This window comes from Streptomyces sp. NBC_00193 (genome assembly GCF_026342735.1).
GTDB classification, from domain to species: domain Bacteria; phylum Actinomycetota; class Actinomycetes; order Streptomycetales; family Streptomycetaceae; genus Streptomyces; species Streptomyces stoeckheimensis.
Genome location: NZ_JAPEMM010000001.1, coordinates 3639198 through 3651800 on the forward strand (window position 1 = coordinate 3639198; position 12603 = coordinate 3651800).

Sequence of the window (12603 nt, forward strand, 5' to 3'; positions counted from 1 at the left end):
CGGGGACGCGCCGCACCTCATCGGATGGAAAGCCGCCTTCATGAGCCTGCACGGACTGCTCGACGCCGTCACCCGGGACCCCGCACTCGCCGAGGCGGTCACCGCGGCCGGGGACGGCAACCGCATGCACGTGGACCTCGTCGGCCCGGCTGCCGCACGGCCCTTCGCCATCGCCGCGCTGGCCGCCCGTACCGAGCGGACCGTGCTCGCGGTCACCGCCACCGGACGGGAGGCCGAGGACCTCGCCGCCGCCCTGCGTTCGCTGCTGCCCCCGGACGAGGTGGTGGACTACCCGTCCTGGGAGACGCTGCCGCACGAACGGCTGAGCCCGCGCAGCGACACCGTGGGCCGCCGGATCGCCGTACTGCGCCGGCTCGCGCATCCGAGCAAGGACGACCCCGCCGCCGGACCGGTCTCCGTGGTCGTCGCCCCGATCCGCTCCGTGCTCCAGCCGCAGGTCAAGGGGCTCGGGGACCTGGAACCGGTGAGCCTGCGCCAGGGCGAGAGCGTGGACCTCGGGGCGGTGACGCAGGCACTCGCCGCAGCCGCGTACGCCCGCGTGGAGCTCGTCGAGAAGCGCGGCGAGTTCGCGGTGCGCGGCGGGATCCTCGACGTGTTCCCGCCCACCGAGGAACACCCGCTGCGCGTGGAGTTCTGGGGCGACGAGGTCGAGGAGATCCGTTACTTCAAGGTCGCCGACCAGCGCTCCCTGGAAATCGCCGAGCACGGCCTGTGGGCCCCGCCCTGCCGGGAACTGCTCCTCACCGACCAGGTGCGCGAACGCGCCGCGGCCCTCGCCGAGCTCCACCCCGAGCTCGGAGAACTGCTCCACAAGATCGCCGAAGGGATCGCCGTCGAGGGCATGGAGTCCCTCGCCCCGGTCCTGGTCGACGACATGGAGCTGCTGATCGACGTACTGCCCGCCGGGTCGATGGCCGTCGTGTGCGACCCGGAGCGGGTTAGGACGCGGGCCTCGGACCTGGTGGCGACCTCGCAGGAGTTCCTGATGGCCTCCTGGGCCGCCACCGCCGGCGGTGGCGAGGCCCCCATCGACGTGGGCGCGGCCTCCCTCCGCGGGATCGCCGACGTACGGGAACACGCGCGCGAGCTCGGCATGATGTGGTGGTCGGTGTCCCCGTTCGCGGCGGACGAGGACGCAGCGGTCCACGGCGACACGCTCACCCTCGGCATGCACGCCCCCGAGGCCTACCGCGGCGACACCGCCCGGGCGCTCGCCGACACCAAGGCCTGGATCGCCGACGGCTGGCGCACCGTCTTCCTGACCGAGGGCCACGGCCCGGCCGCCCGTACCGTCGAGGTGCTCGGCGGCGAGGGCATCGCGGCCCGCCTGGAGGCGGACGTCACCGCCCTGGAGCCCTCGCTGGTCCACGTCTCGTGCGGCTCCCTCGACAACGGCTTCGTGGACCCGGTCCTCAAGCTCGCCGTCCTCACCGAGACCGACCTGACCGGCCAGCGCACCGCCACCAAGGACCTCGGCCGGATGCCGACCCGGCGCCGCAAGACGATCGACCCCCTCACCCTGGAGGTCGGCGACTACATCGTCCACGAGCAGCACGGCGTCGGTCGCTACATCGAGATGGTGCAGCGCACCGTGCAGGGCGCCACCCGCGAGTACCTGCTCGTCGAGTACGCGCCGGCCAAGCGCGGCCAGCCCGGCGACCGCCTCTACATCCCCACCGACCAGCTGGAGCAGGTCACCAAGTACGTCGGCGGCGAGGCCCCGACCCTGCACCGGCTCGGCGGCGCCGACTGGACCAAGACCAAGGCGCGCGCGAAGAAGGCGGTCAAGGAGATCGCCGCCGACCTGATCAAGCTCTACAGCGCCCGCATGGCGGCCCCCGGCCACACCTTCGGCCCGGACACCCCCTGGCAGCGCGAGCTGGAGGACGCCTTCCCGTACGCGGAGACCCCCGACCAGCTCACCACCATCGCCGAGGTCAAGGAGGACATGGAGAAGTCGGTCCCCATGGACCGCCTGATCTGTGGCGACGTCGGCTACGGCAAGACCGAGATCGCGGTGCGCGCGGCCTTCAAGGCGGTCCAGGACGGCAAGCAGGTCGCCGTCCTCGTCCCGACCACGCTGCTGGTGCAGCAGCACTTCGGCACCTTCTCCGAGCGGTACGCGCAGTTCCCGGTCAAGGTGAAGGCGCTGTCGCGCTTCCAGAGCGACACCGAGTCCAAGGCGACGCTGGAGGGCCTGCGCGAGGGGTCCGTCGACATCGTCATCGGCACGCACCGGCTGTTCTCGCAGGAGACCAAGTTCAAGGACCTGGGCCTGGTCATCGTCGACGAGGAGCAGCGGTTCGGCGTCGAGCACAAGGAGCAGCTCAAGAAGCTGCGCGCCAACGTCGACGTGCTCACGATGTCCGCGACCCCCATCCCGCGCACCCTGGAGATGGCGGTGACCGGCATCCGCGAGATGTCCACGATCACCACCCCGCCCGAGGAGCGCCACCCGGTCCTGACCTTCGTCGGCCCCTACGAGGAGAAGCAGATCGGCGCCGCGATCCGCCGCGAACTGCTCCGCGAGGGCCAGTGCTTCTACATCCACAACCGGGTCGAGTCCATCGACCGGGCGGCCGCCAAGCTCCGCGAGATCGTGCCCGAGGCGCGCATCGCCACGGCGCACGGCCAGATGTCGGAACAGGCCCTGGAACAGGTCGTGGTGGACTTCTGGGAGAAGAAGTTCGACGTCCTCGTCTCCACGACGATCGTCGAGTCGGGCATCGACATCTCCAACGCCAACACCCTCATCGTCGAGCGCGGCGACAACTTCGGCCTCTCCCAGCTCCACCAGCTGCGCGGCCGCGTGGGCCGTGGCCGCGAGCGCGGGTACGCGTACTTCCTGTACCCGCCGGAGAAGCCGCTGACCGAGACCGCGCACGAGCGGCTCGCGACGATCGCCCAGCACACCGAGATGGGCGCGGGCATGTACGTGGCCATGAAGGACCTGGAGATCCGCGGCGCGGGCAACCTGCTCGGCGGCGAGCAGTCCGGCCACATCGCGGGCGTCGGCTTCGACCTCTACATCCGGATGGTCGGCGAGGCCGTGGCCGACTACCGGTCGGCCGTGGACGGAGGGGTCGAGGAGGAGCCGCCGCTGGAGGTCAAGATCGAGCTGCCGGTCGACGCGCACGTTCCGCACGACTACGCGCCGGGCGAGCGGCTGCGCCTCCAGGCGTACCGGTCCATCGCGGCGGCCAACTCCGAGGAGGACGTCAAGGCGGTCCGCGAGGAGCTCACCGACCGCTACGGAAAGCTGCCGGAGCCGGTGGAGAACCTGCTGCTGGTGGCCGGACTGCGGATGCTCGCCCGCGCCTGCGGGGTCGGCGACATCACCCTCCAGGGTCCCAACATCCGCTTCGGGCCGGTGGAGTTGCGCGAATCGCAGGAGCTGCGGCTGAAGCGGCTATACCCGGGCTCGGTGATCAAGCCGGCCGCCTCGCAGGTGCTGGTGCCGCGGCCGAAGACCGCCCGGGTGGGCGGGAAGCCGCTGGTCGGACGGGAACTGCTGGGCTGGACCGGGGAGTTCCTCGCCACGATCCTCGGCTCGTAGGCGCGGTGGGCGGGTACTGACGCCCGGACACGGCGACGGCCGCGGCGGGGACCTTCCGGTCCCCGGTCGCGGCCGTTCGCGTTCCCGCTGGGGTTACTTGTTCGGGTCGTCGTCGATGCCGAGCTTCTCTTCCATCTGCTGCTGTGCCTTGTCGACTTGGTCGGCGTACTTGTTGCCGGTCTTCTCGTTGACCTCTTGTTCGAGGTTGTCCGAGATGTCCTTGCCCTTGTCCTTGAACCTGTCGAAAATCCCCATGCTCCGGCTCCTTCCGTAATCCCGTTTGCGACGCTACGCCCGTTTGGGGTGGTTCGCTCGCTGGAGAGTCGGAACGTCCCGTAAAGGGACAGAGTTTATGATCTTGTCCTATGCGTCCCCACCTGCTGTTTCCCACCCTGCTGCTCGCCTCGGCCGTCGCGCTCTCCGGCTGTACGGTGCTCCCCGGGCCCGGCGCCGGTGCGGGTGCGAACGCCCCCGGCCCGGCCAACGGCCCGGTGGCCCTGGCCTCGGTGGACGGGCTCGCGGTCAAGGGGCGGGCGCCGAAGACGGGGTACGCGCGCGAGCAGTTCGGCAAGGGCTGGCTGGACACGGACGGCAGCGGCTGCGGGACCCGCGAGGACATCCTCAAGCGGGACCTCGCCCGGACCACCTTCAAGGACGGCTGCAAGGTGCTGACCGGGGTGCTGGAGAAGGACCCCTACACCGGGGCCCGCATCACGCACGAACGGGGCCGCACCGGCGTGGACATCGACCACGTCGTGGCCCTCTCCGACGCCTGGCAGAAGGGGGCCGGCGGCTGGGACAAGGGAAAGCGGATCGCCTTCGCCAACGATCCGCTGAACCTGCTGGCGGTCGACGCCGCGGCCAACCGCAAGAAGGGGGACGGCGATGCGGCCACCTGGCTCCCGCCCGATCGCGGGTACCGCTGCCGCTACGTCGCGGCCCAGATCGCGGTCAAGCAGAAGTACGGTCTGTGGGTCACGGCCGGTGAGCGCGACGCGATGAAGCGCGTACTGACCGGCTGCCCCGGGGAGCGCCTGCCGACCGGGGGCAACCCCACCCGCCCGCCGGAACGGCTCCGCTGATCCACCCCCGGATCGTGTTCCGGGCCGCCCTGTGGGTCCGGCCCGGAGCACCCCCCTGCATCAGGTCCTGAGCCACCCTGTGGGTCGGGCCCGGACCACCCCCTGCATCAGGCCTGTGATCAGGCCTTCTTCCAGTCCTGGCAGTCGACGGTCGTGAAGAAGCCGTCGCCGGCCTCGATCGTCACGACGGCCTGGCCCTCGGGGTTCTCGTTCGCGATGATCGTGTCGACGCTGCCGGACGCGTCCTTGGTGCGCTCCCAGTAGCAGCCGGTGCCGTCCTCGGTGGAGCCCGCGGACTTGTAGGTGCCCGGGGCGATGTCGACGCCGACCTTGAGCGTGCCGGCCTTGCCGGACATCTCGGCCTTCGGGGTGCCCGTGGCCTTCGGGTCCACGAGCTCCCAGCCCTTGCAGCCCTCGCTCTTGAAGATCTTGTCGGTGGCGGCGATGGCCACGTACGAGGAGCCCACGACGTTGGCGTTGTCGATGAGCGACTCCGCCTCGCCCTTGGAGTCCTTGGCGCGCTCCCAGTAGCAGTTGTCGTCGGCCTTGTTGCCCGTCGACTTGTAGAGGCCCGGCTGGACGTCGGAGCCGACCTGGAAGGTGCCGCTGCCCTTGATGGCCGACTTGGCCTTGCCCGCGTCGGGGGCCGGGGCGCTGCTCGCCGCCGCCGGCTTCGAGGCGGCCGCGTCGGCGCCCTTGTCGGCGGTGGTGTCCGCGCCGCTGCACGCGCTGAGCGTCACGAGGGCGATGGCCGCGCCGCAGCCCGTCAGGAGCTTCGTGCGGGCGGTGCGGGCGATCCAACTGGTGCGTGTGGTCTGGGACATGCGTGAGGCTCCTGCCTGATCTGACGATCTGTTCGGTGCGATCATCACAGCAGAGCCTGTGAACCGAGTCAACGAGTTTTTGAGGGATTGTTAAATTCACGCTGTGAATGGGTCTCTCCTCTTTGCAGCGGTATGCTCGCGCACATGCCGGAGCAGAAGCCCCCCACCGAGGCCCCAGCCACCCCCACCGCCCCTACCGCCCCCGAAGCCCGCGAATCACCCGAAGTCGCCACCCCTGAGGCCGCCCCCGAAGTGGCCCCCGAAGCCACTGCTGAAGCCGCCCCCGAGGTGACCGCCGCGGAGATCGCCCGCCTCGCCGGAGTCGGCCGCGCCGCCGTGAGCAACTGGCGCCGCCGCCACGCCGACTTCCCCCGCCCCGTCGGCGGCACCGAGACCAGCCCCTCCTTCGCGCTCGCGCAGGTCACCGACTGGCTCCGGGCCCAGGGAAAACTCGCCGAAGTCCCGCTGCGCGAGCGCGTCTGGCAGTACGTGACCGCCCACCCCGGCGGCTCCGTGGCCGCGCTCGTCAAAGCCGGGAGCGCGCTGCTCCTCGTACGCGACCGGCCCAGGGAGTGGCTGGAGGCCGCGGCCGTCTCCGACGAGCGGATGGCCACCCTGCTGGCGCCCGCCCTCGACCGGGTGCTCGCCCTGCGGTTCGGGCCCGCGCACCCGCTCGGAGCCACCGCCCCGCTGCCGTCCGCCTCGGTGCCCTTCCTGCGGGCCGCGGCCGAGCTCGCCGCCGAACTCGGCACCAGGGGAGCCTTCGAGTTCCTGCTCGGCCGCCACCTCGAAGCCAACCCCCGCCAGTACACGCTCACTCCGGACGGCCTCGCCCTCCTCATGGCCGCCCTGGCCCGCCCCCACTCCGGCGCGGGCACCGGCTCCACCGGAGCGGCCGGCGCCGCGCCCTTCACCGTCCTGGACCCGGCCTGCGGCACCGGCACCCTGCTGCGGGCCGTCCCCGGGGCCACCACCCGCTACGCGCAGGACAGTTCGCCCGAGCTCGCCTCCCTCGCCGCCCTGCGCCTCGCCCTGCAGTCGGACGCCCCGGTCCGCGCCGCCGCCGCCGACAGCCTGCGCGCCGACGCCTTCGCGCGGCCCGCCGCCGAACCGGTCGACGCCGTGCTCTGCCACCCGCCGTTCAACGAACGCAACTGGGGCCACGAAGAGCTGGCCTACGACCCGCGCTGGGAGTACGGACTGCCCGCCCGCGCGGAATCCGAACTCGCCTGGGTCCAGCACGCCCTGGCCCACCTGCGCGAGGGAGGCACCGCCGTCCTGCTCATGCCGCCCGCCGCCGCAGCCCGCCGCTCCGGCCGCCGGATCCGGGCCGACCTGCTGCGCCGGGGCGCGCTGCGGGCCGTCGTCGCCCTCCCGGCCGGCGCCGCGCCCCCGTACGGGATCCCGCTGCACCTGTGGGTGCTGCGCAGGCCCGCCCCGCAGGCGGCGCCCCCCGCGGGGCTGCTCCTCGTGGACACCGCCGCACTCGCCGACGGGCCCGGGCCGGGCCCGGGGCGGGCCGGCTGGGCCGCCGTGCACAGCGCGGTGGAGGAGGCCTGGACGGCGTACGAGCGCGGCGGCCCGGCCCCGGACGTCCCGGGCGTGCGCCGCGTGGTGCCCGTCGTGGACCTGCTCGACGACGATGTGGACCTGACCCCGGCCCGCCACCTGCCGCCGCCCGCCGCGGGCGGCGGCCTGGCCGAGCTGACCGCCGTACGGGACCGGCTGGACTCGACGCTGACCCGCGCGGCCCGGCTCACCCCGCCCGCCCCGCCCGCCGACGCGAAGGACCGGCCCGCCGCCGCGCCCGCCCGGCTGCCGCTGACCACCGTCGGCGAACTCGCCCGCGCCGGAGCCCTGCTCCTGTACACGGGCACGGGCAGCGGAGCGGGCCGGGCCCCCGTCCTGACCGAGTACGACGTGAGCGCCGGCACCGGGCCCTCCGGCACCCTGGCCGCCGCCGCGGAGCAGCCCCTGCTGACCGCACCGGGTGACGTGGTCGTCCCCCTCACCGGAGGCGCCGGGGTGGCCCGCGTGGTCGACGCGGCCACCGCCGGGGCGGCGCTCGGCCGGGGCCTGCAGCTGCTGCGGCCCGATCCGGCCGCGCTGGACCCCTGGTTCCTGGCCGGGTTCCTGCGCGCCACCGCCAACAACCGCCGCGCCAGCAGCCACGCCTCCACCACGACCCGGCTCGACGTGCGCCGCCTCGAACTGCCCCGGCTGCCACGGACCGAGCAGGAGGTCTACGGTGCGCGGTTCCGGGCGCTGGCCGAGTTCGAGGACGCCCTGAGGCTGGCCGCCCGGCTCGGGGAGCAGCTCGTACAAGGGCTGTACGACGGACTGTCGGACGGCACGGTCCGGCCCGATTGAGCATGCGGCGCCCGGCCGGGCTGCGACCGTACAACGGTTGAGCGCATCCCCTCACTCCCGGCCGGGAAGGCTGTATACCCTCAGACCCGGAATCCTCCGCCCTTCCTCTGCACGGCCCGTCAGGAGCAGCGATGCACGGCCCCGGCACCCCGCCGCCCCACGGTCACCAGCCCAGCACCGGGGGCGTGGTGGCGCTGCGCGTGCTGTTCGCGCTGCTGCCGATCCTGAGCTGCGGGTTCCTCGCCTGGGGGACGATGCTGCGGCTCGCGCTGGTCACCCGCAAACCCCGGGACTGGTGGCTGCTCGCGGCCTCCGGCGTGGCCGAGGTCGTGTTCCTGGCGCTGATCGGTGAGGACCCGACCCCGGACGCCAGCGGCTGGCAGGGCAACACGGGGGCCTTCGGCACGCTCCTGAACGGCCTCGCGGTGTGCATCTACTACCTCGTCGCCGAGATCCGGCACTTCGAGGCGCTCAAGGCCGGGCCCGCCGCGGCCGGCTGGTACCCGCCGCCCGCCTCCCCCTACGTACCGCCCCAGCAGCAGACCGGGCCCGCCTACGGATACCCGCCGGTGGCCCAGACCGGGCCGCAGCAGCACCAGCAGCCGCACCAGCACCAGCACCAGCACCAGCACCCCCAGCCCCAGCAGCCCGCGCCGCAGCAGGCCCCCGAGCCCGCGCCCGCCCCGACGCCGCCCCCGCGCATCGGGCAGGTCCGCGCCGAACTCGACGAGCTCAGCGAGCTCCTGCGCCGCCAGCAGCCGCCCCAGGGCGAGGACCCCCGCCCGTGACGGACCGGCTCATCGGGGACCGCTACCAGCTCGCCACCATCCTGGGCCAGGGCGGCATGGGCCAGGTGTGGACGGCGTACGACCGGCGCCTGGACCGCCGCGTCGCGGTCAAACTGCTGCGCCCCGACAAGGTGGCCGGCCCCGGCTCCGTGGCCGAGGAGCTGCGCCGCCGCTTCGTGCGCGAGTGCCGGGTCACGGCTCAGGTAGACCACCCCGGGCTGGTCACCGTGCACGACGCGGGCAGCGACGGGGACGAGCTGTACCTCGTCATGCAGTACGTGGAGGGCGCCGACCTCGCCGACCACCTCGCCGAGCACGACCCCTATCCGTGGCCGTGGGCGGTCTCGGTGATCGCGCAGCTGTGCTCGGTGCTGTCGGCCGTGCACGCGGTGCCGATCGTGCACCGGGACCTGAAGCCGCGCAACGTCATGGTCCGGCCCGACGGGACCGTGCTGGTCCTCGACCTCGGTGTCGCCTCCGTGATGGACACCGACACCACCCGCCTCACCAGCACCGGTTCGCCGATCGGCAGCCCCGCGTACATGGCCCCCGAACAGGCCATGGGCGGGGCCGTCGGCCCGCACACCGACCTCTACGCGCTCGGCGTGGTCCTGTACGAGCTGCTGTCCGGCAACGTCCCCTTCGCCGGTTCCACGGCGCTCGGGGTGCTCCACCGGCACCTGTACGAACCCCCGCTCCCGGTGCGCCAGTTGCGCCCCGAGGTCCCGCAGCAGCTGGAAGCCGTACTCCTGAAGCTGCTGGCCAAGGACCCGCAGGACCGGCCCGCCTCCGCGCAGGCGGTGTACGCGGCCCTCGCGCCGCTGCTGCCCCACCACGGCTCGGGCGCCCCCACCGGGCCCCTCGACCCGACCCGCCCCTTCCTGCGCCCGCAGGCCCCCTGGCCCGACCGCGCCACCGTGATCCCGCCCCGGCCCGCGACCCCGCCCCCGCCGCCGAGGCCGGACGTCCCGGCGGCCGTGGAGGAGGCCAAGAAGCTCCTCGACCAGGGCCTGCTCACCCAGGCCGTGGACATCCTCGGCGGCATCCTCCCGGCGGCGGCCGAGCAGCACGGCGCGCATTCGCCGGTGGTCCGCTCCCTGCGCAAGCAGTACGCGGCCACGCTGATGGACGACGGCCAGTACCGCCGGGCCCTGCCCGAACTGCGCCGGCTCGCGGAGGAGTTCCCGGCCGGCGACCCGCAGTCCCTGCGCTTCCGCTACGACGCGGCCCAGTGCCTGGAACAGCTCGGTGAACCGGCGGCCGCCCTCGCCGAGTACCGCGCGCTGCTGCCGCTCTTCGAGAACCACTACGCGAACCCGGACCCGGGCCTCCCGCTGGAGGTCCGCCGCCGCATAGCGCACCTGCTGCTCTCCCTCGGCGACCGCCCGGCGGCCCACGACACCCTGGCCCGCCTTCTCTTCGACGCGGAACGCCTGCACGGCCCGAACCACCCCTTCACCGAGGAGGTCCGCCGCACCCTGCTCTGGCTGGGTCAGGTCCGCTGACGCTCGGGCCGGGTCAGGTCAGGTCCGCCGACGCCGCCGGCCCGCCGCGAGCAGGACCGCCAGGACCAGCAGGGCCGCCCCCGCGACCGCCGCCCCCGGGACGAGACCCGGGGGCCGGAAGGCGCAGACGATGTTGGTGGTGCGGCCGTCCAGCGGGACCGCGACCAGGCCCAGCCGGCCCGCGGCCGGGCGGCCGTTGCAGGTCCAGCCCGCGATCGCGGGGGCGGACAGCACCGCCGTGCCCGTGCTGCCCGGCGGGAGCTCGGCGCGGACGCCCGAGGAGCCGACCCGTACGGACACCGCCGCGGTGGCGCGCAGCCGGGCGACGGCCTCGGTCAGCAGGGAGCGGTCCAGGCAGGACAGCTGCCAGTGCGCCGGAGCCTGCTGCTCGAAGACCAGCGCCGAGGCCGGGCCGCGGGAGATGCCCAGGGGCTGCAGGGCGGCCCTGTTGCGCGGCGGGTTGGAGTTCAGCCGGAAGGGCGGGCCGTCCGCGAGGCGGGCCGTCCCGTTGTACTCCGGGGCCGACAGGAAGGCCTCCGTCCCCGCCCGGCAGACCCCGGGGGAGAGCGGATCCTCGTACACCCGCGCGCCCAGCAGGAGCTCCTGGTTGGCGAAGGGCGAGGCCCCGTACGCCGGCTGCGCACCCGGCGGGCGGACGGTGACCAGCGGCGGGACCTCGGCCCGCGCGACCGTTCCGTCGGGCCGCAGCCGGGCGCCGACCGAGAACACGGCGTCCGTCACCGGATTGTCGAGGCTCTGCACGTTGCGGCCGCGCGAGGTCCAGCCCGCCCCGAGGGCCACCATGGTCCGCGTGAACAGGTCCGGGGTGTGGCTGCTGTAGTACGCGCCGCCCTCCCCGCCCAGCAGCATCGGGTCGTTGCCGGTCAGCGCCGGCCGCCCGGCGTCCGTGCGGTACGCGGGCCAGCCCTCGGCGCCCTTCAGGGCCTCGGCCCGCGCGGTGTGCTCCGCCCCCCACACCGGGTAGTCGTCCAGGTTCGCCAGCTTGCCCCGCTCCCCGTGGGCGGTGGTCGCCGCCGCCTGCGCCAGCAGGACCAGCGCCAGCACGGCCGCCGCCGGCAGCACCAGGCGCCGGTGGCGCAGCGCCCACCAGGCGGCGCCCGCCAGGGCCAGGCCGCCGCCGAAGAGGGCGAGTCCCCACGGGGTCGCGAGCGGGCTCCCGCTCGCCGCGAGCAGGACGGCCGCCAGCACCGCCGCACCGCCCGCCAGCGCCCACGGCCGGGGCGGGCCGGCCGACAGCCCCGCCCAGGCGGCCATCACCACGATCCCGGCCAGCACGAAGGTCTGCCGGTACGGGCTGCCGTTGGGCGTCGCGAAGAGGTGCCAGGCCAGGTGCGCCGGCATCCACTGGAAGGACAGCAGCACCAGCAGGACGAGCCCCGTCCACACCAGCCGCTCCCGCCCCGGCACGGCCCGGTGGAAGGGCAGGGCCGCCACGAGCAGCAGGGTCCCGGTGCCGACGAACAGGGCGGGGGAGGAGAAGGAGTAGGTGGCGGGCAGCAGCCGGGCCAGCAGATCCTCGGTCGCCACCGGCACGAAGGGCTTGAACCACCCCGGGTAGGCCTGCTTCGAGCTGAGGAAGAGGGGCAGGAGCACCGGCATCGACAGGGCGACGCCCAGGACGGTGGCCAGGGCCGCCCGCGCGAGGACCCGTACCCGTACTCCCGCTCCCTCCCGGGTGAGCAGCAGCCGGACCAGCAGCACCAGGACCGCGCCCAGCGTCGCCATGTAGGCGGTGTAGAAGTTCGCCGTCCAGCAGAGCGCCACCACCACGACGGCCGCCGCCGGCCGGCGCGAGCGCAGCGCCCACTCACCCGTCAGACACAGGAGCGGAAAGGCGATCAGACCGTCCAGCCACATCGGGTTGTAGGAGGCCTCGATCACCGACCAGCCGCACAGCGCGTACGAGGCCCCGAGCAGCCCCGCCGCCCACACCGGCCCGCGCCGCTGGGTGCGCAGCAGCCAGGCCATCGCCGCCGCCGCGGCCGCCGTCTTGAGCACGGTGACCGCGTACACCGCGAGGTCGATGTCCTGCCGCGGGAACAGCCCGACCAGGACCGCGAACGGGCTGGTCAGGTAGGTCCCGAAATCGGGCAGGAAGCTGGTGCCGTAGCCGGACTGCCAGTTCAGCAGCAGCCCGCCCCCGGCGCGTCCGTGCAGCAGGTCCCACAGGTGCGCGTGGAAGGGCACGAACTGATTGCCGAGGTCGTTGATGCTGCGGTGGCGGGGCCCGTACGGGAAGACGCGCGCCACGGCGTCTCCGGCGCCCACGGCCACCACCGTGACCAGGGCGGCGAGCGCCGAGCCGAGCAGACCGGGGCGGCGCGGGGAGCGGTGCGGTGTCGACATGGTGGGCCGACCCTGGCACTCCCGGTGGGCCGAAGGGTGGCCATCGGTGGACGCGAACCCCAACACCCCCGGAATCGTTGGTCGAACCAG

8 protein-coding genes are annotated in these 12603 nt (G+C 73.8%); 5 read left to right on the plus strand and 3 right to left on the minus strand.

The window, feature by feature from the left end:
- The first annotated feature begins 40 nt into the window (after positions 1–40).
- Entirely contained in the window at positions 41–3577 is a 3537-nt protein-coding gene (gene mfd / locus OG898_RS16195; protein WP_250737352.1) for a transcription-repair coupling factor, read from the plus strand.
- Positions 3578–3670: 93 nt separating this feature from the next.
- On the opposite strand, the gene OG898_RS16200 is transcribed toward mfd, so the two are convergent.
- Complete coding sequence (locus OG898_RS16200; protein WP_250737350.1) at positions 3671–3832, minus strand: Rv0909 family putative TA system antitoxin; 162 nt, start codon at positions 3830–3832, stop codon at positions 3671–3673.
- A gap of 110 nt (positions 3833–3942) precedes the next feature.
- On the opposite strand from OG898_RS16200, the gene OG898_RS16205 reads away from it, so the two are divergent.
- Entirely contained in the window at positions 3943–4659 is a 717-nt protein-coding gene (locus OG898_RS16205; RefSeq protein WP_266957605.1) for an HNH endonuclease family protein, read from the plus strand.
- Positions 4660–4778: 119 nt separating this feature from the next.
- Here the strand turns inward: OG898_RS16205 and OG898_RS16210 are convergent, their stop codons facing one another.
- On the minus strand, positions 4779–5483 hold the full coding sequence (locus OG898_RS16210) for a hypothetical protein (RefSeq protein ID WP_266957607.1): 705 nt from the start codon (positions 5481–5483) through the stop codon (positions 4779–4781).
- 288 nt (positions 5484–5771) lie between these two features.
- On the opposite strand from OG898_RS16210, the gene OG898_RS16215 reads away from it, so the two are divergent.
- The 3 genes from OG898_RS16215 to OG898_RS16225 all read left to right on the plus strand — a co-directional run bounded on the left by OG898_RS16215 (position 5772) and on the right by OG898_RS16225 (position 10146).
- Positions 5772–7853: an N-6 DNA methylase gene (locus OG898_RS16215; RefSeq protein ID WP_266960280.1), complete on the plus strand. Its 2082-nt coding sequence runs from the start codon at positions 5772–5774 to the stop codon at positions 7851–7853.
- A 131-nt stretch (positions 7854–7984) separates the two neighbouring features.
- Positions 7985–8641 (plus strand): hypothetical protein, encoded by a 657-nt coding sequence (locus OG898_RS16220; RefSeq protein ID WP_266957609.1) that lies wholly within the window; start codon positions 7985–7987, stop codon positions 8639–8641.
- On the plus strand, positions 8638–10146 hold the full coding sequence (locus OG898_RS16225) for a serine/threonine-protein kinase (RefSeq protein WP_266957611.1): 1509 nt from the start codon (positions 8638–8640) through the stop codon (positions 10144–10146). The genes OG898_RS16220 and OG898_RS16225 overlap by 4 nt, the downstream gene beginning before the upstream one ends.
- Positions 10147–10164: 18 nt before the next feature.
- Here the strand turns inward: OG898_RS16225 and OG898_RS16230 are convergent, their stop codons facing one another.
- The gene (locus OG898_RS16230) at positions 10165–12513 is read right to left on the minus strand and encodes a YfhO family protein (protein ID WP_266957613.1); all 2349 of its coding nucleotides are present in this window, start codon (positions 12511–12513) and stop codon (positions 10165–10167) included.
- Positions 12514–12603: the final 90 nt, after the last annotated feature.